This window comes from Mycobacterium sp. (assembly GCF_032159565.1).
GTDB lineage: Bacteria > Actinomycetota > Actinomycetes > Mycobacteriales > Mycobacteriaceae > Mycobacterium.
This window is the reverse complement of the sequence record NZ_JAVHWR010000185.1, coordinates 15,526-32,297: the sequence shown is the minus strand read 5'-3', so window position 1 is coordinate 32,297 and position 16,772 is coordinate 15,526. Positions and strand designations below refer to the sequence as shown.

Annotated in this window: 20 protein-coding genes; 6 read left to right on the top strand and 14 right to left on the bottom strand. The window is 64.5% G+C overall.

Annotated features, from left to right (window positions below; genetic code table 11):
* Nucleotides 1-4: 4 nt before the first annotated feature.
* The 4 genes from QOC76_RS25185 to QOC76_RS25170 all read right to left on the bottom strand — a co-directional run bounded on the left by QOC76_RS25185 (nucleotide 5) and on the right by QOC76_RS25170 (nucleotide 2,665).
* Nucleotides 5-337 (bottom strand): PepSY domain-containing protein, encoded by a 333-nt coding sequence (locus QOC76_RS25185; protein WP_526361565.1) that lies wholly within the window; start codon nucleotides 335-337, stop codon nucleotides 5-7.
* 45 nt (nucleotides 338-382) lie between these two features.
* Nucleotides 383-1,636 carry a sensor histidine kinase gene (locus QOC76_RS25180; protein WP_526361563.1) on the bottom strand — a complete coding sequence of 418 codons (1,254 nt, stop codon included), beginning with the start codon at nucleotides 1,634-1,636 and terminating at the stop codon, nucleotides 383-385.
* A 109-nt stretch (nucleotides 1,637-1,745) separates the two neighbouring features.
* The gene (locus QOC76_RS25175; protein WP_526361597.1) at nucleotides 1,746-2,423 is read right to left on the bottom strand and encodes a response regulator transcription factor; all 678 of its coding nucleotides are present in this window, start codon (nucleotides 2,421-2,423) and stop codon (nucleotides 1,746-1,748) included.
* A 47-nt stretch (nucleotides 2,424-2,470) separates the two neighbouring features.
* Entirely contained in the window at nucleotides 2,471-2,665 is a 195-nt protein-coding gene (locus QOC76_RS25170; RefSeq protein ID WP_526361561.1) for a hypothetical protein, read from the bottom strand.
* Between the two features lie 452 nt (nucleotides 2,666-3,117).
* On the opposite strand from QOC76_RS25170, the gene QOC76_RS25165 reads away from it, so the two are divergent.
* Together QOC76_RS25165 and QOC76_RS25160 are read left to right on the top strand one after the other, a co-directional pair.
* Nucleotides 3,118-4,107, top strand: coding sequence for a helix-turn-helix transcriptional regulator (locus QOC76_RS25165; RefSeq protein ID WP_526361559.1), 990 nt, complete (start codon nucleotides 3,118-3,120; stop codon nucleotides 4,105-4,107).
* Between the two features lie 88 nt (nucleotides 4,108-4,195).
* Nucleotides 4,196-4,585 (top strand): STAS domain-containing protein, encoded by a 390-nt coding sequence (locus QOC76_RS25160; RefSeq protein WP_526361557.1) that lies wholly within the window; start codon nucleotides 4,196-4,198, stop codon nucleotides 4,583-4,585.
* Here QOC76_RS25160 and QOC76_RS25155 read toward each other — a convergent pair.
* From QOC76_RS25155 to QOC76_RS25125, 7 genes are read right to left on the bottom strand one after another with little or no spacing between them, the layout of a single operon-like run.
* Complete coding sequence (locus QOC76_RS25155) at nucleotides 4,511-4,861, bottom strand: VOC family protein (RefSeq protein WP_526361555.1); 351 nt, start codon at nucleotides 4,859-4,861, stop codon at nucleotides 4,511-4,513. The genes QOC76_RS25160 and QOC76_RS25155 overlap by 75 nt on opposite strands.
* The gene (locus QOC76_RS25150; protein ID WP_526361553.1) at nucleotides 4,842-5,846 is read right to left on the bottom strand and encodes a ferritin family protein; all 1,005 of its coding nucleotides are present in this window, start codon (nucleotides 5,844-5,846) and stop codon (nucleotides 4,842-4,844) included. Before QOC76_RS25150 ends, QOC76_RS25155 begins: the two co-directional genes overlap by 20 nt.
* Entirely contained in the window at nucleotides 5,843-6,133 is a 291-nt protein-coding gene (locus tag QOC76_RS25145) for an MmoB/DmpM family protein (RefSeq protein WP_526361551.1), read from the bottom strand. The genes QOC76_RS25150 and QOC76_RS25145 overlap by 4 nt, the downstream gene beginning before the upstream one ends.
* Nucleotides 6,130-6,447 (bottom strand): Rieske (2Fe-2S) protein, encoded by a 318-nt coding sequence (locus tag QOC76_RS25140; protein WP_526361549.1) that lies wholly within the window; start codon nucleotides 6,445-6,447, stop codon nucleotides 6,130-6,132. The genes QOC76_RS25145 and QOC76_RS25140 overlap by 4 nt, the downstream gene beginning before the upstream one ends.
* Nucleotides 6,448-6,454: 7 nt before the next feature.
* Nucleotides 6,455-6,691: a ubiquitin family protein gene (locus tag QOC76_RS25135; RefSeq protein ID WP_526361547.1), complete on the bottom strand. Its 237-nt coding sequence runs from the start codon at nucleotides 6,689-6,691 to the stop codon at nucleotides 6,455-6,457.
* A 10-nt stretch (nucleotides 6,692-6,701) separates the two neighbouring features.
* Nucleotides 6,702-8,183 carry a ferritin family protein gene (locus tag QOC76_RS25130; RefSeq protein ID WP_526361545.1) on the bottom strand — a complete coding sequence of 494 codons (1,482 nt, stop codon included), beginning with the start codon at nucleotides 8,181-8,183 and terminating at the stop codon, nucleotides 6,702-6,704.
* The gene (locus QOC76_RS25125; RefSeq protein WP_526361543.1) at nucleotides 8,150-8,875 is read right to left on the bottom strand and encodes an MEDS domain-containing protein; all 726 of its coding nucleotides are present in this window, start codon (nucleotides 8,873-8,875) and stop codon (nucleotides 8,150-8,152) included. Before QOC76_RS25125 ends, QOC76_RS25130 begins: the two co-directional genes overlap by 34 nt.
* Before the next feature lie 868 nt (nucleotides 8,876-9,743).
* Between QOC76_RS25125 and QOC76_RS25120 the strand changes: the two genes are divergently transcribed.
* Entirely contained in the window at nucleotides 9,744-11,255 is a 1,512-nt protein-coding gene (locus QOC76_RS25120) for a PucR family transcriptional regulator (protein ID WP_526361541.1), read from the top strand.
* A 296-nt stretch (nucleotides 11,256-11,551) separates the two neighbouring features.
* On the opposite strand, the gene QOC76_RS25115 is transcribed toward QOC76_RS25120, so the two are convergent.
* From QOC76_RS25115 to QOC76_RS25105, 3 genes are all read right to left on the bottom strand, one after another.
* Complete coding sequence (locus tag QOC76_RS25115; protein WP_526361539.1) at nucleotides 11,552-11,851, bottom strand: hypothetical protein; 300 nt, start codon at nucleotides 11,849-11,851, stop codon at nucleotides 11,552-11,554.
* Between the two features lie 321 nt (nucleotides 11,852-12,172).
* A complete protein-coding gene (locus tag QOC76_RS25110) occupies nucleotides 12,173-12,385 on the bottom strand; it encodes a hypothetical protein (RefSeq protein ID WP_526361537.1) in 213 nt (70 codons plus the stop codon).
* Between the two features lie 277 nt (nucleotides 12,386-12,662).
* Nucleotides 12,663-14,531 carry a DUF7159 family protein gene (locus QOC76_RS25105; RefSeq protein WP_526361535.1) on the bottom strand — a complete coding sequence of 623 codons (1,869 nt, stop codon included), beginning with the start codon at nucleotides 14,529-14,531 and terminating at the stop codon, nucleotides 12,663-12,665.
* Between the two features lie 401 nt (nucleotides 14,532-14,932).
* Here QOC76_RS25105 and sodC point away from each other — a divergent pair, with 401 nt between their 5' ends.
* From sodC to QOC76_RS25090, 3 genes are all read left to right on the top strand, one after another.
* Nucleotides 14,933-15,760 (top strand): superoxide dismutase[Cu-Zn], encoded by an 828-nt coding sequence (sodC, locus tag QOC76_RS25100; protein ID WP_526361533.1) that lies wholly within the window; start codon nucleotides 14,933-14,935, stop codon nucleotides 15,758-15,760.
* Between the two features lie 336 nt (nucleotides 15,761-16,096).
* Entirely contained in the window at nucleotides 16,097-16,291 is a 195-nt protein-coding gene (locus tag QOC76_RS25095) for an excalibur calcium-binding domain-containing protein (protein ID WP_526361531.1), read from the top strand.
* Between the two features lie 157 nt (nucleotides 16,292-16,448).
* Nucleotides 16,449-16,730, top strand: coding sequence for a hypothetical protein (locus QOC76_RS25090; RefSeq protein WP_526361529.1), 282 nt, complete (start codon nucleotides 16,449-16,451; stop codon nucleotides 16,728-16,730).
* Nucleotides 16,731-16,772: the final 42 nt, after the last annotated feature.

Below are 16,772 nucleotides of genomic sequence, written 5' to 3'. Positions count from 1 at the left end.
TCGGCTAGTTGCCGTCGCCGTCGGGCTCGTTGTCGGACCCCGGCGGCTCCGTCTTGCTGCCCACGATCATGAAGTCCTGGTTGAGGTTGACGTCGGTCACACTCCCGTCGGCCTTGGTCACCTCCACCTGGTAAAAGCTCTCCTCGTCCCCGGCCTCGGTGGCAGTGATGGTTCCCCCACCGGTGAATGCCAGCGCGGCCTGGCTGGCCTTGGTCAGGGCGTCATCGGTGATGGGCGTGCCCTCACCGTCGTCGGGTTGTGCTGCCGCGATTCCGGTCCCGATGGCGACCGCCGCCGCACCGACAGCCGTCACGATTCCAATGCTCTTGAGTTTCATGGTCGACAGGTTGCCCCGAATCACCTGACAGCAGCCTGAACGCGGTCACCACTCGTCGGCCGGCAGCCTCACCTGGATACGGGCGCCGCCGAGCGGGGACCGCGTGATCGACATCGAGCCGCCGTGCGCCCGGACCACCTCGTCGACGATCGACAGGCCGAGGCCGCTGCCGCCGTCATCGCGTGAGCGGGCCTCGTCTAGGCGGACGAAGCGTTGCAGGACGCGCTGGCGTTCTGATTCGGGGATGCCCGGCCCGTCGTCGTCGACGGTCAGCACCACGTCGTCGCCGAGATCGGCGAGGGTGATGTCGACCCGACCCGACGCATGCCGAGCGGCGTTTTCGCCGAGGTTGCGCAACAGCCGCCCCAGGGCGTCGGCGTCCCCGTGTACCCGGGCCGCCTCCACGGCCGCCGTGTCCACCCGCAACGACGTCGTTGATCGCAGGCGGCCCGCCTCCTCGAAAGCCAGATCGTCGAGGTCGACCGGGGCGCGCGGCAGTGGGACGTGTTCGTCGGCCCGGGCCAGTAGCAGCATGTCCTCAACCAGACGTTGTATCCGCATTTCCTCGGCCAGCACCACTTCGGCCAGCTCCTCGGTGGTGGTTCCGTCAGGATGTGCTAGCGCGACCTCGGCGTGTTGGCGGATCGTGGTGATCGGCGAGCGCAGCTCGTGCGAGGCATCGGAAACAAGGCGGTGCTGACTGTTTCGGGCATCTTCGAGCCGGGCCAGCATCCGGTTCATTGTGGCGGCCAATCGGCCGATCTCGTCGTCGGCATCCGGCTGCGGCACACGGCGATGCAGCTGTGCAGCCGAGATTTCGTCCACCTCGCGACGCATCGCGTCGACCGGGGCGAGGGCTCGGCCGACCATCACCCAAGTCGTGACCGCCACCACAAACAACAACAACGGCAATCCGATTAGCAGCACCTTGGTGACCACCGCTGTGGTCTCGAAGACACCGATCAACGCCCTCGCCACCAACACCGTGCGTGGCCCGGCGGAGGTTTGCGCGCCCTCCGCGACCGCCATGAACTCTTCGTTGTCGAGCGGAGTGAGGACCTGCTCGGACTCGCCCGGCCGCAATCGTGCCACTGCGGCTTCACCAGTGACATTGCGGCTCGACGCGAGCACGGAGCCATCCGGGCCGAGCACCTGAATCAACTGCTCGTCGCTGGGGGCAACCTCCAAGATCGGCAGCTGGCCGGAATCGAGTTGGCGCGCCACCTCGAGCGCCTGTGCACCCGCAGCATCCTTCACCTCGTCTATCAGCGTGCCGCGCAGCACAGTGAGTAGCGCCATGGCGCCAGCAACAAGTGCAATGGCGACGATTACGATCGCTACGGCAGTGGTGCCCGCCCGAACCGTGCCGATGCGAGCTCGAGTACGCCGAGCCGCCGCCAGTACGCGATCAATCACCATGAGCGACAAGCCGGTATCCGGCTCCCCGAATCGTTTCGATTACCGGCGAATCCCCAGCCCGGTGCAGCTTCATGCGCAGTCGCCGCACGTAGACCTCGACGATGTTCGGGTCACCGTCGAAGTCGAAATCCCAGACGTGGTCAAGAATGTCGCGCTTGGCCAGCACCTCCTCGGGATGGTGCAGGAAGTACTCCAGGATCGCGAACTCTCTTCGAGTCAAGTCGATCGGCTCGTCGCGAAGCCACACCCGCCGCGTTGCCGGATCCAGCCGGATATCGCTGGCCTCCAGCATGGTCGGCCGGGGTCGCGCACCTCGGCGACGCAGTGCCCTCAGCCGCGCGATCAGCACCGCATAGGAGAACGGTTTGGTTAGGTAGTCGTCGGCGCCAGTGTCGAGGCCTTCGACCTCATCCAACACGCCGTCCTTCGCGGTCAGCATCAGGATGGGCGTCCAATTGCCCTCGCTGCGCAGCGTCCGGCACACCTGATAGCCGTTGGCGCCGGGCAGCATGACGTCGAGAATGATCGCGTCGAACGGGTTTTCGCGCGCCATCCAGATGCCGTCGGTGCCGTTGTGTACGACATCGACGGCGAAGCCTTCGGCCTCGAGCCCCTTTCGCAGGCCGGCAGCCAGGCGCTGCTCGTCTTCGACCACCAGTAGACGCATCCTGGCTGTCATGATCGCAGCCCGAAACTGACTGGCGGCTGAATTCGCTAGGTGAGCCCAGCCATGATGTCGGCCACAGTGGCCGACTTGGCGTTGCGGAATCCGGTACCGGCCCACACGTTCACGCCCTGCGGATCGCCCGCCCGCACCGACGCTTGGCGGAGCCATTGGCAGCCAGCCGAGCCGCTGACCGACCAGCCGAACCCGTTCGGAGCGACCGACCCGCCACCTGACGAACTCATGGCGTTTGATGATGCTGTCATCCGTGCCGCTCGGATCAACAATATGGGCAATGCTGGGCATGCAAGACTGCACCGACCGCAGCGGGCATTGCCACGTGGTCTCTACACTCGGTAATCCGGCAGAGTTAAAACCTGCAGGGGGCACCAGAATCTTCGCAGGTCAACTGTATTTTTCGGTTGCGGCGCGAGTAATCGTGCCCTAAGCATGCCCTAGCGATTGGTTTGCCGCCGTTGCTCGCCAGGCCAGTCACAGCGTCGCGGATCGTCAGACCGTCCAGGCGTGCGCGCAGCTGGCGCACCTCGTCGGTGGACGGTCCGGACACTTGGGCCAGGGATACGCGGCGCCAGCCGTCGTCGGTCATTTCGTCGTCCCGGGATGACGAAGCCGATCGACGGCATTCACGCCGCCAGGCCTAAGCGATAGGGCCGGAAACAGCGAAGGCTGTGCAGACATGACCGCTCCGCCTGTCAAGGCTATGCCGCCACGGCGAGTTGTGGTGCGCACGACAGACTTCGACGACGCCCGCCGGGCCATGGAGCATACGTTTCTGCCGATGGCGATGTGGCCGATGGAGCCGCTGGCAGGCTTGAACATGCGCCTGGACTCCGCGCGGGTCGACGAAATGACCACAAGCACAGTCACGTTCGGCCGCTGCATCGGATTTCGCACTGTCGAGTCACGCACGTATCATGTTGCCGTCCCCGTGACTGGGGTCGCCGAATCACAAGCGGGATTGCGCGAACCGATTGTTACAACCGAGGAGCAGGCGGCGATCTTCTCAGTCGATGAGTCCTTCGCGATTCACTGGCGGGGTGACTGTACGCAGCTGTGCCTGGACTTCCCGGGGGCAGCGCTGAACTCCAGACTCGAGCAGCATCTCGACGTGCCGATTGGCAAGCCGCTCGCCTTCGAGTCCGCGATGGATCTGACCACGCCGAAGGGTCGCGGGTGGTTACGGCTGCTGCGTTTGGCCAACCGCGAGGCACGTCGTCCCCATGGGATTCTGGAGAATCCGCTCACCGCGAAGAGCATCGAGGCCGCCTTGATGGACGGACTTCTGCTGGCCCAGCGGCACAACTACAGCGACGCGCTCCTGCGCGACGCCAGCGCCGCCCCACCACGCGCTGTGCGCGACGTCGTCGAACTCCTCGAGACCTCACCGGAGCGAGCCTGGTCGGTACCGTTGTTGGCCAAGGAGGTTCACGTCAGTGTCCGTTCGCTGCAGGAGGGCTTCCGACGTTCCCTCGACACGACGCCGACGGGCTATCTCCGCGCGGTCCGCCTGCGCAAGATACGGGAGGACCTGTTGTCGGCGGCCGCTGAGGACACGACGGTCGGCGCCATCGTCTACAGGTGGGGCATCGTGAATCAGGGACGCTTCGCCAACTCGTATCAACGTAAGTTCGGCGAAACACCGTCGGACACCTTGCGTGGGCGCTGACCCTTCTGGTCACTATTGCGCGCCAATCGAACAATGTTCTGCGCAATCCGTACGGTTTGTCCGCCGTCGCGTGCATTTCACTGGAGTTGTGACCAGGCCAGACGACCGCGACGATTCGGCTGACGGAAACATCCCGCCGTTGACCGTCCAGCTGGACGTCATCCGGCCGGCGGTGCCGCTCCTGCAAGCGTCCGGCGTGCTGATCCCGGCGACGGCTGACACGCTGCTCGATCATCTCGACCGTGAGATCGGCAACGGGGCGCGGGCAATCGTGCTCGACCTGTCCGGGTTGGCTGTGCTGGGTGTCGACGCCGTCCCCGCCCTCGTCGAGGCGGCGCGCCGGGCGGGAGAGGTCGACGTCGGCCTGTACGTGGTCGCAAGCAACGGCATCGTGATGCAGGCGCTACGCACAGCCGGCGAGCTGGACCTCTTCGACGTGTACGGCGACGTCGCGGACGCCGTGGCCGCAATGCGCTGACGTCAGTCCGGTGTGACGGTGGTGAGGCAGAACGGACGCCCGGCGGGGTCGAGGAGAACGCCACCTCGATGGTGGTGGTTGGTGGCCGGTCTGCCGCCCACCCAGGGCGACGGCACGCGCCACCGCGTCGTCCAACTCACTCACCGAGACGTCGAGGTGCATCTGCTGTCGCTGTATGGGTGCATGTCCCACCTCGAGCGGCCATCGCTTCTCCCCGCAGGTCGAACATTGGTCACTCGGTTTCGCGCGAGACCCGTCAGCGCTCCAGCGCCGCACTCAACTCACGCGACACCTCGTCGGTGATGCGGGCGGCCACCGCGCTGGGGTCGGACGGCACCGGCGCCTCCGCGGTGACGCCGGCGAAGGTTTCCAGCGCCTCGGACGCCAGCGGACTCCACTTCTCGATCCAGCCCGACACCACCTCGGCATTGGCGGTGTTGTCGTCGACGATGTGCCGCAACAGCGCCGCAGTCCAGTCACGATGCCAGCGAGCATCCTCGTCGAGCGAGAAGTGGATGCTCGTCAGGATCGGGTCGCCGTTCGCGGTCGCGAGCGTGCCCGCGATGTTCTGGTTGACGAGGCGGTCGATCCGGGGCTTGATGACTGCGTTGGTCACGATGAAGGATTCGCCCCAGTCATAGGCGACCAGTGCACGTTCGATGAGTTCACGCAGCGGCTGAAACGCGGCAGCTTCCTCCCACGCCGACCGCTGTCGCGCCGCGGACTCGTCATCGAACGGCGGACCGGCCAATTGCACAGTGCGGTAGGCGATCCGCTGGACCCGGCGCATCTCGTCGCCTGTCTGGAAGGAGGCGCAGTTGGTGATCCTTGAGGAGGGCGCCATCTGCGCGACGTAGGCGGCCAGCATCTGCAGCCCGTGCACGGGGAAGCGCAGCGGGGAGTACCAGCGGTCGAGGAACCTCACCCACTCGTCGTCTAGCTGGGTGTCGTACGCCGTGTCGTCGACCTCCCGCAGCAGGCCGTCGACGACGTCTTCGCGACCGTCCTGCAGCCCGGTGTAGATCTGGTAGGTGGTGCGGCGCGGGTCGGCGAACTGCTCCCAGTCGCACTCTTGCAGGGCGGAGCCCTCGCGATTGCGGTAATACCAGTCGACAACCGGGTTGCCGGCCGGCAGTTCGAAGCGCCGGGGGTGGTTGTAGTGGAGGTCGGTGCTCATCAGCTCGTACTCGGTCGGGATGCGCCGGCCCGTCGCCAGTCGGGTGTAGGTCTTGCGCCTCGGCGGCCGATCCGGCGGCGTCACGATGGCTCACCCGCGAGCTGCCAGACCACGTCATCCTCCGTCAGCTGCATTACGCCCGTGAACGACGACATCACCACCTCCAGCTCACCGGGAAATCGGACGGTCACCCCCGTCACTGCCTCGAGCGCTGCCCGCGACAGTCGGCAGATTCGAGGGACCAGCACGCGTAGGTAGGCGCCCTCGTCCTGGACGATCACCTGTTCGTTCTCGTCCCGGATGGCCGAGATGACCGTGCGTGCGAACGGCGTTGAGTGCAGGACTGGGCCAACGCTTTCGGCCGCTCTCATCCGACCTGCCCCAGCTGCACCAAGATGCGGTCGCCGTCCACTCGCACCGGAAAACGGCGTAGGCACGCGTCTTCGGGGTTGACTCCGTCGCCGGTCCGTGCGTCAAACACCCACTCGTGGGCAGCACAGGTGAGGATGTTGTCCCGGAGTTCGCCCTCCGACAACGGGTTGGCCAGATGAGGGCACCGGTCCTGATAGGCGTGCACCTGGCCGTCAATGTTGCACAGCAGGACGTCCACGGCACCCAGGCTCACTGCGCACATCTCGCCCTCCCAGACATCTTCGAGCGTCCCGGCGTCCAGCCAGTCCCCCACTGCGCCGTCACCCCCGCTCGACGGTGAAGATGTCACCATTGCCCAGTCCTGCCGCAGCGATCGTCGAATTGGGATCGAGCAGGTCACCTATCTCGTTGCGCACGCTCAGCGACCCGCCCCGCTCGGGCTCCAGTCCCCAGGCGACCAGCTGATCAGCCAGTTGCGCCACGGTGCGTTCGTTGGGTGTCACTATTACCCTCGCCAAGAAGTCGTCGCTCGCGTAGCCGAACAGATAGATCCGCACGGCCGCACCCCTACGCCGTCGGGATGGGATCGAGGCGCCATGGATTCAGTCCGCGCCGCAGATCCTTGCCGGTCTCGACGGGCGCCTCGAGTCCCATCCACTTGTGTAGATCCGTGAGCTTTCCCGGCGCCTCCCCGACGACGATGCGATCGACCACGCTCTTGTGGTCCGCGAACCGGGCACTTTCTTGCTGGAAGATCCAGCGGCACGGCTCGGAGCAGAACAAATAGCGTCTGCCGTGCATCTCCAGGGTGCACGCGGTGTTCCGTCCGGGTCTGACGAACAGCGCCGGAAGCTGACAGAGGTTGCACAGAGCGGGCAGCCCGTAGGACAGCGTGTTGCTCTCGCCGCCCGCCTTCCAGCTTCGCTCGAGCCGATCCCACAGCGGTCCGTAGGTCGCCTCCCAGTCCGGGTACTTCGCGTTCAACCACTCGCGCTCGGCGTCGTCAGGCATTGCGACGTCGAACCACAGCGTGGTGCGGTAGGTATACAACCCCAGCTGGAAGCTATGGTGTGCGTAGTCGAGCTCTTCGACGAAAAGGTCCCAGAACCAAGGCTTTTCGAGGTCGAACTCGGCGAGATTCTTCATGAACTGTTCCGTCACCCACTCTTTCATGAACTCCTTGAACGAGCGGGTCCGCGCGTCGAGCGGGGTGAGGTACTCCATGGCGGTTCCCGTCAACGCCAGGAACAGCCGCCAGCACCGCCACCACATCTTGTCGACGAGGTACTGTGCCCGCTCCCGAGAACCGTTCTCGAGCAACGTCCGCATGACCGGGTGGCCGATCTGGGCGTGGCGGGCCTCATCGGTCTGAATGCTCGCCAGCGTCTTCTCGAACAGGTGATGGTGGGCGCGGTCGGCCATCGCCGCCATCGCCATGAACTGCAGGTTGGAGAAGCCCGTCTCGAACACGAAGTTGAGCTGGATCGCGCTGTCGATTGCATCGGCGGCGAGAAACATGTCGTCGAACAGGTGACGGGCGGCGAGAATCACCCACTCGTTGGTATGGAAGGCCTTGTGTGTCCAGTCGAAGTTGCCGTCGTAGGCCAGCATGTCGTGGCCGATCAGCAACGGGATCTGGGTGTGCCGGATCTCGTCGAGCGCGCCCAGGCTCGACATCATCCGCCAGGCGCTGTCGCGGCCGAAGCGCGCCATCCGCAACTCCGCGATCGCGCCGGCGTATTCCACGAGAGCAACCGCACCGTTGTGGAACTTGACCAGCTGCACCCAACCGGGATCGAGGCCGTCGAACAAATGCGGTTTGTCCAACGCCGACCGCACGCCCAGCACTGCGGCGTCTTTCTCGCGCTGATTTGCGACGTATTCGCGGTAGGTGGTGCGGTAAGCCTCGTTCCAGTCGCGCCAAGCATCGTGTGCCAACCAGGGGTGGCCGCTGAGTTCTTCAGGAAACATCTCCCGCTCGTCGACATAGCGGGGTGTCCAGTTGACCTTGCGGGCTAGTTCGAGCCAGTCGTCTCGTCGAAGTACCATTTGGCCGCCTCATTGATCTCGGCATCCGCGGTCTCTGGATCTCCGCGCTCCGCCCGGTGAAGGAGTTCGTCGGGTGACGTGTAATAGGGGTTCTCGACGAGCATCCCGCCAATCAGCATCCGTGGATGCGTCTTCAGTAGGTTGACGATGATGCCGCTGCCGAAGCGATCGATGTCGTAAAGGCACACGACGACCTGCGGGAACAGCGGCAGGAATTGATTCATCTCGGACTCGAGCATCATGAGTTCGTCCATGTCGGGAACGACGTCACGGCGTGACCACGTCTCCACCGCCCGCACCACGTCGAACCGGCCGTCATACATGACGTCGGACATCGCGGCCTTCCACGAGCTGATCACCTCATCCGCAGAAAAGCCGCCGGACCGCATATACATGTCGGGTGCACGGATGACGTCGAGCTGCTTGTTCGCCGCGAACTTCGCGGCGTCGACGCGGGTGTCGAGGGCCGCGATCACCTCTTTCGGATCGGTCCCGTCGACGACGCAGATGCACTTGTCGCCGGCCGCAAGACCTGCCTCGAGGAAGGGGAGCAGGATCTGGTCGCGCTGGAGTTGGTTGGAGTACAGGCCACAGATGTGATCGCCCAGCGCCGCTTCGATGCCCGTGACGCCCAAATCGAGGGCATCGGACACAGCGCCCCCCGATCGGCTGAAGTTGCTCGAAGAGACCACTTTAGATACTCCTGCGGAATAAAGAACCGTCACCGCGTGACGAACTTTGGCCGCCGTTTGGGCGGGATGATCGGCGCGAAGGCCTGGCGGTTGACGCTCGCAGCCCGCCCTGGCTCATCGACCGCGCAACACGACTCGTCACGCTGCGCCACCAACGGCACAGCCTGACCGTCTCAGAAGACGCTGCGCGCCAAGACAAGACATCTCCGACCATCGCAGTGAAGACAATGAGAGCGTTGCGGCTCATGTGGAAACCCGAATTCCGAAGTAAACGGTCATGCGCAATAGCCCCTTCGAGTCGGTCGTTGGGAGAAACCAAGTCGCTGGTCACAGGAGGACTATGACGGCGCGCTGGGACGTCGCAGTCACTCGGCGACGGCAACTTAGACCTGCGGTATCACATTGGGCAGAAGGGCTGCTGGGTTAACGTCGGCGTCCCCGACTGAACTAGCCACGGCGCTTCGACGTGTTGATTGCGCGCACTAGCTGCCGTTTCCCGGCTGTCGAGCGTGCCGTCACAATGTTGGCTAATCATGCTGTGGTTGCAATACGTCTGGCCCGAAACTGTCCTGCGAGGTCGAAGAGGGCGGGTTCTGGTTGTGTGACGATGTGGAGGCAATCACTGGTTGATACGGGCTTGGAGGCGGGATAATTGACTGCGGCGCGTGAGCCCCTTGACTTCTTCTCCTCCAGGCGGATTGCGCTGCGCTCATCGGAGGACGCCCGCGCTCAGCTGTCGAACCTGTATGGCGTCCTTGTCCTGTCGGCGTTGATGTTCGACGGTCGCGACGCCGATTCGATACTCGAGTTAGCGGCCAACGCGGTGTCGTCTCTCGGCGCGTTTCACACCGACGCGACGTACCGAATCATGAACGGGAAGCTGGTAGACGGTCGTGATCCCGACAGGAAGCTTGATCGCCGCATTGACTCCCTGGTCACAACCAACTTAGGGACGGATGTTCCCATCAAGCTGCCCGACGGTCAGTGGCGATATGCGATCGCCCTACAGGCGGTGGAAGGTAGCAAGGGTGCGCTAGTGATCCGGGCCGAAGTCGCCCTCTCCGACTACGAGCTGTTCCTGCTCCGGGCATTGGCCCAACAAACGGCAGCGGCGATGACGAGTGCCGACCTGCTGGATAAGGAGCGCGCATTCATTGAGGAACGTCAGCGTGCCATACACCGGTTGTCCGACACCGTTTCCGAGCTCAAGCGGCAGGGCCAGATCCACGCGACCCTGACGGCCGTATCCGGCTCGGGCTCGGGCGTGCAAGGAATCGCTGATGCGCTTCGGGAGCTTACGTCTTTGAACGTCACTGTCGAGGACGTGTTCGGCAATCCGCGGGCGTGGTCTGGCGGAGTGGAGCCAGAACCGCACCGGCCAATCGGCGGTGACAACCGCGAAGAAATACTCCGGCGCGCGGCCGCGCATGGCACACCCCAGCGTGACGGCAATCGGATCTTCTGGCTTATCCGGCAGAAGGCGAACATCCTGGGAGTGGTGCTCCTGCACGATCCGGACAGCCACGCCGATCGTCTGGACATCGTCGCGCTGGAGCATGCTGCGACTGTGTTGGCACTCGAGTTTGCCCATCAACGCGTCCTAGCCGAAACGGAGCTGCGGCTGCGCCGCGACCTAGTTGAGGACTTGCTGGCTGGCACGGACGATGAGAGCGCATTCCTGCGCGCCGAGGCACTCGGTCACAATCTTCGCGTCCCACACACCGTCACGGTTCTGCATTGGCGGCAAGGAGTCCCCGGTGATGTGATCGCCACAGCCGCGCGACGGTGGGCCGCTAACGCGCGGATGCATTCCCTCGCGGTGCGAAGACCAACAATGACAGTCTTGCTCACCGACGGTATGCCCGAGCCGTCCTCTCTTTACCGCGCGATAGCAGCCGATGTCGCTTCCGAACAGGGCGCGATCGGCATCGGCTCGGCGGCCGCCACTCCGTCCGAGCTGCCACGGTCGCTCGCTGAGGCGCAACGGGCGCTGCAGGTCCAAAGGGCATCGATGTCACCGCACGGTGGCCGGCGCTTCGAGGACCTCGGCCTGTACCGCATCCTTGATCGCACTGGCGATAGGCCAGAGGTTCACGACTTCGTGCTGGAATGGTTGGGTCCACTGCTGAGCTACGACCGCGAGAAGAAGGCCGATTTGGTCATGACACTCACGCAGTATCTGGATTGCGGCGGGAACTACGACGCGACGGCGCAGTCGCTCACTATCCACAGAAGCACTTTGCGCTATCGGCTTGGACGTATTCGCGACATCTCGGGGCGTGACCTGCAGGACGTCGAGGACCGACTGAACTTGCATTTAGCGACCCGGATTGTCCGCGTTGCCGGGGTGCCGCTGCCACCGGAAGGCAAGGGGGCCTAGGCGTCTCTGCGACTATCCGCCGCACACGAACGACCATTACGCCCCATGCGTGACGCTGGCCGACGGGTCAAAGTCATCAAGTACTGCTGCACGCATTGCTTCCGACGCGATCAGGAGAAACTGCCTGAGGGCCGGCGCGAGACATCGCGCTGCTTTACGAGGGCATGCTCAATGCAGTGGCCATCCCGTTGAACACCGAACCTGGTCGCTCGGGCCACCCGGATGGCGCGCGCGTTGTTGGACGACGGTTCATCACGGTCTGCGAAGCGCGTTTCGACTACAGGGAGTGACGGCCGTCAACACCCCCAGCCGCCGGTGCCCCAGCCGCCGTTGCCCCAGCCCCCGTAATATCCCGGATAACCCCACGCCGGGGGAGGCGGTGGAGGTGCCCAATACCCTGGGGCGCCCCAGCCGCCACCTCCGTCGTTCCCTCCTGGTCCCCAGTACCAACCGCCATGTCCGCGTTGCGCCCAGGTAGTCGCCGGCGGATCGTGCGACAGCGGAGTCGCATGTCCCACACCGCTGCCTAGGCCGAACACCGTGACGCCGAGCGCCGTGACAAAGGCCGCCTCGACAGCTGTTTTCTTCAGATTCATGGGTGGCACCTCGTTTATAGCCAGACCCCAGGCGGCCAAGCGATTGACATCCATGCCCGTCGGCCGCTGGGGCCGAGAATACTCCTTCGCGTGTCGACCCGACACGGGTTGAAAATCCGGAATGTCCCAATTCCTTGCTATCGCAACGACATTTGGCCCGCCGCGCGGAGGCGAGTGCGCCAACGTGAAGATCGTTGGGCGGAGAGCGGGGGCATCCCGCGTATCGGCGGAAGGGGCGTCAGACAGTTTCGCCAGGCCCGGACCGACCCAGCCGAGCAAGGCGGGTAGTGGCACATGCATCAACCCGAAGGCAGGCACGGCTCACACTGTGCGATTCGATGGCTGGCGCATTTCGCTCGCCCAGGCGTGCGTGCCGCCGAGGGTCCGTCCGAGCGCAACAACGCCGAACAGCGAAGCGGCGGCCACCAGCGCATTGCTCAACGAGTAGCAAGGAAGGGTCGCCAGCAGAAGTGGCTTGCGGCCGAAACGGGACGTCGCAACGGTAAAGGGAAACGCGAAGGCCGCGACGAGCACCGCGCCAGCCCCACGGGCAGCATCTCCGTGGTCACCGCGCCGAATTAGGCTGCGGCCCAACGTGATCGCCAACGCGACAAGTCGCCGACCAAAGCGGTGGCCGAACCGAGCACGCGCCAATGATTTTTTAGCCGTATACGCCAGGTGCGCCGAACGCGCTTTTCGTCACCGCCGCTGCCGAGCTATCGGTACGTCTGCACGTTGCGCACCGGCTGGGGTTGCGTCAGCGTAGGCGATTTCACCAGCCCGCAGCTTGGCCTTGATCAAACATCCGCGATCAGTATTGGGGCACGGCGTTATCGGCGCCGGCCGGGTTCAATAGTCCAGGCAGTATCAGGTTCGGGTTCGGATACGTATAGGGCGAACGCGTTGTCGCCGGACTTTGGGGAGCCTGCACCGACGGGGCAGGTATCCACTGTGGTGCCAGTGGCGCGGGAGTCCATTGCGGGGTCAGCGCTGGCGTCCACTGCGGGACCTGCGCTGCCGGCCGCGGGGTCAGCGCTGGCGTCCACTGCGGGACTTGCGCTGCCGGCTGCGGGATTTGGGGTGTCCACTGCGGGACTTGGGGCGTCCACTGCGGCGCTGACTGCTGTCGAGGCCAAAGAACAATCTGCAGACCGGGCGACGCCTGTTGCGGCCATTGCCCGACCTCTTGCTGGGGCCCTGAGGGATTCGGCAGCCATTGACGACCCGGAAGCGGTTGAGCGGCTTGCTGTTGGGATGGTGGTGTCCCAATCCGCAGCCACGGTGGGGTCCACGGCGATGACGAGGAAGGCGGGCCCGGTGCGGCGGGGTTGATAGCCGGTGCGTTGATGACCGGCGACGGCAGCGAGGCTGGTGGTAATGGTGGCAGCGACACGGCCGGGGGCGGCGCTACGACCGCAACCGGCTCAGGAAGCGCTTCGGGTGCTTCAGGCTCGACAACAACAGGCGCGGGTGCCGGCAGTGCTTTTTCAACCACGACCGGGGCTGGTTGAGCGATGACACGCTGCGGAGCAGGTCGACGAACCTGGACGACGGGTTCCGGCGCCGGTACTGCAGGCGCCGGGACTGCAGGCGCCGGTAATGGCGGGGCAGGTGGAGGGAGCGCCACTGGTGTCGCAACCGGCACGCTTTGCGGATCGGCAGGGGCTGGAACTGCGGCTTGCGCGACGGGTAGCTCGGGCGCAGGACCGCTCACCTCAGCCGCTCCGGCTGGAACGGAGTCCCGGTCGATGGCGGTGCGGACGTTGCCGGCAACCGACATCGCCAGCGTCACCGCACCGACCACCAGGATCGCGGCCGCGATGCTCCCGATGGGGATTCGCGCCTTGGAATTCGCTTCGCGCTGCGGTGAGGGGCCGACATCGTCATTTCTGATGGAGTCGAACAGGGCCACCTGTGTTTCCGCGTCGGCCAGTTTGACCGGGGCTCGACCGAGTACGGCAACTTCCTCTGGATCCTGCGAATAGGCCAGACCGCACGTGGACGCCTCCGAGCCGGGGACACTCGCCGCGGCCAATGCCGCGCCACGGGCGAGAGCGAATTCCGGCTCCTCCGGGACGATGACCGGCTGCGATATCAGCCGTTCGAGGCTCGACTTCACCGACGTGACCACCGGCCGTGGACCCACCACAAACACACTGCCGGGCTTGGGATTTGTGGACTCCAAGGTGGCCGCCATCGCCGGCAGGACGTCGCTCACATGGTCACCGTTCACGGTGCACATTCGCGCTTCCACAAGCGACCCGTCGTTGCTGTCGACGACCGACAACGTCGCGGTCTGCGGTCCTATCACCATCACTGCTGTGGTGTCGAAACCGAGTGCACGCCCGATGTTCTGGGCCAACGCGCCTGTGGCGTGCCGCTCCGCCACCAGCATCACGTTCTGAAGATCGCGCGCGGAGATGCCGTCGCGGAAGGACCCCGGCGTCGGGTCATCGTCCCACGCAACGCCGCTCACGACCAAGTGGTGGCCCATTGACAAGGCGCTCTGCTGGGTTGCTCTGATTGCGGCGCTGATCTGTTCGTGCGGACTGGCTTTGATGTCGCCGCCGGAGGTGTCGAACGTGGCGCATTCGATGATGACGCCATCAGCTTTTTCACCCTCGATGAGCACCATTCGCACGGTGGTGGTCGTCACCGACACACCAAGCACAGTGTCCATGGCCCCTCCGAAAGTTCCGGCGTGCAGTTCCCGTATAGGAGGCGTTGATCTGACGCTACGCTGGCGGGCCCATTCGTATGGCGAATCGGCGGACTCTTTCCTACTACGCCTTTCCTAGTATTTTCGGCGCGTCAGACTTTTCGTTTGGGGCTCGGAGTCCGACTTGGGGCAGGAAAGGCTGGGTCACCCCTGTCGTGACAGCGGCGGACCGAGCCCGGCAGCTTTACGGATGGCGACGTCTGGTACCCGGGTTGACGTTCACCGTTCCGACGTAGACGCCGAATCCTTGAGTTTGTTGCCACTAGCGTCTGAGTAATCCGCCCAGTGTCGGTTAGCGTCCAACTGCGGGCACGACAGCGACGTGCCGATATGGATCCGCTCAATCTGGGTATTCGACTGTGATGTTGAACCGCGCAACCGCAGCCTTCGCCCTGCTAGCAGCACCGGTAGCCGTGATAGCTGGCTGCTCCAACCAAACGACCAATGAGCAGACCAGCTCCTCGTCCTCGAAGTCGGCCGCATCAGGCGACCAGACCATCAAGGCCGAGTTGAAATCTGCCGATGGCACACCGGTCGCTGATGCGACGATCGACTTCACGAGCGGCTATGCAACGGTGACGGTGGAAACCGTGAAGGCCGGGGTTCTGTCCCCGGGCAGCCATGGCATGCACATTCACTCCGTGGGCAAGTGCGAGGCCAACTCCGTCGCTCCGACCGGCGGTGCGTCGGGCAACTTCCTTTCCGCCGGAGGTCATTTGCAGGTCGGAGGTCGCACCGAGCATCCGGCAAGCGGCGACCTGACACCACTGAATGTCCGCTCGGACGGTTCCGGAAAAGTCGTCGCAACCAGCGACGCGTTCACCGTGGACGACCTGAAAGGCCCCGAAGGAAGCGCCCTGATCATTCACGAGCGCCCTGACAACTTCGCCAACATCCCGCAGCGCTACACCCACGACGGCGTGCCGGGCCCAGACGCGGAGACACTGGCTACCGGCGATGCCGGTGGGCGGGTGGCGTGTGCCGTCCTCGCGACCGCGACCGCTGCCGCCACCACGTCGGTCTCCACTAGCACGTCGACCGTCACGGAGACGAGCGGCGTTCCGGTGCCGGCCACTTCGAGTCCGACCACGTCGTCAACGTCGTCGTCGACCAGCGCGACCACCACGACGCCTTCGACCTCGGTGACAACCTCGACGTCGCCGCCGACCAATCCGGCGCCAGCCGGCTGAGACGGCCTGCACGCTTGCCCCGGCAGGTGTTAAGCCCGGATTGGCCTCGGATGAACCCAATTAGGGATACATCGGCCGGTTCGTACTGTCTAATGCATCGGGGACCGCACGAAGATCACCGAATCGGCTGAGGTCTCAGCAACCTAATAACGCGCCGAGAAGCTCCCCCACACGCCGCAGACGGCAGGCGCGCTTTATTTGCGATCTTGAATTTTGTCGTCGGCTTCTGCAACCGTAAAACGTCCTTCAACAGCTAATTTGTTATCCCGTCAATTACCAATTAATCTTTTGCTGCCCGGGGAGATCAAGTGACCGGCATCACATCAAGGGGAGCAAATGATTCGAACGGTATTTCTCGCCGCCGCCATAGCCGCAGCGGCCATCGGTATCGCTCCGGTTGCCGCCGCAAGCGGACAGTATGCGAACTGCACACAGGCGCATAAGGATGGGCGATACGACATCCCGCAGGGCGACCCGGACTACTGGTCGGGCGGGGATCGTGACGGCGACGGCATCGCCTGCGAGTCCTGACCACGATGCGATTGGGGGTTGGCGGCGGCGCTTTCGGCATCCGTGGAGGCATCTCCACTAGAGGGCTGGGCGTCGGTGTCGGCCCGTTTTCTGCGGGCACGTCCTGGCGGCGGGGGGTTCGGGAGGCAGCGGGTTCTTCGCCTGGCTGATCGTCGCCATGTCTGTGATCTTGCTTGTCGCGTGGCCGTACCTATCGGGTACCTACATCGCCGTCCAACTCGGCGCGGGTGATCCGTCATCCACCCGCACGGTGCTCGGTCGGTTCTTCCAAATCCTCTACATCGCCGGTCTAATCGCCTGGTTCGTATTGACCGGAGAGAAGCGAGCACAGCAGGTTCGGGATGAAGCGCAGCGGTTCGCCGACCTCGCCGCGTCAGGGGTCGTCTACCAGACGCAGGCGGGTCGCACGCTGGCGTACCGGCACGAGCATGCACCGTGAACCATCGGTCGCATGCCACGGCGGAAAGGTGCCCCAACGGCT

Coding starts and splice junctions, on each gene's coding strand:
- QOC76_RS25180 (WP_526361563.1), bottom strand. CDS start 1,636: ATGGCGCTACTCACTGTGCTGCGCGGCACGCTGATAGACGAGGTGAAG.
- QOC76_RS25095 (WP_526361531.1), top strand. CDS start 16,097: ATGATTCGAACGGTATTTCTCGCCGCCGCCATAGCCGCAGCGGCCATC.
- QOC76_RS25130 (WP_526361545.1), bottom strand. CDS start 8,183: ATGGTACTTCGACGAGACGACTGGCTCGAACTAGCCCGCAAGGTCAAC.
- QOC76_RS25185 (WP_526361565.1), bottom strand. CDS start 337: ATGAAACTCAAGAGCATTGGAATCGTGACGGCTGTCGGTGCGGCGGCG.
- QOC76_RS25175 (WP_526361597.1), bottom strand. CDS start 2,423: ATGCGTCTACTGGTGGTCGAAGACGAGCAGCGCCTGGCTGCCGGCCTG.
- QOC76_RS25105 (WP_526361535.1), bottom strand. CDS start 14,531: ATGGACACTGTGCTTGGTGTGTCGGTGACGACCACCACCGTGCGAATG.
- QOC76_RS25170 (WP_526361561.1), bottom strand. CDS start 2,665: ATGAGTTCGTCAGGTGGCGGGTCGGTCGCTCCGAACGGGTTCGGCTGG.
- QOC76_RS25145 (WP_526361551.1), bottom strand. CDS start 6,133: ATGAGAGCGGCCGAAAGCGTTGGCCCAGTCCTGCACTCAACGCCGTTC.
- QOC76_RS25165 (WP_526361559.1), top strand. CDS start 3,118: ATGACCGCTCCGCCTGTCAAGGCTATGCCGCCACGGCGAGTTGTGGTG.
- QOC76_RS25115 (WP_526361539.1), bottom strand. CDS start 11,851: ATGAATCTGAAGAAAACAGCTGTCGAGGCGGCCTTTGTCACGGCGCTC.
- QOC76_RS25120 (WP_526361541.1), top strand. CDS start 9,744: ATGAACGGGAAGCTGGTAGACGGTCGTGATCCCGACAGGAAGCTTGAT.
- QOC76_RS25090 (WP_526361529.1), top strand. CDS start 16,449: ATGTCTGTGATCTTGCTTGTCGCGTGGCCGTACCTATCGGGTACCTAC.
- sodC (WP_526361533.1), top strand. CDS start 14,933: ATGTTGAACCGCGCAACCGCAGCCTTCGCCCTGCTAGCAGCACCGGTA.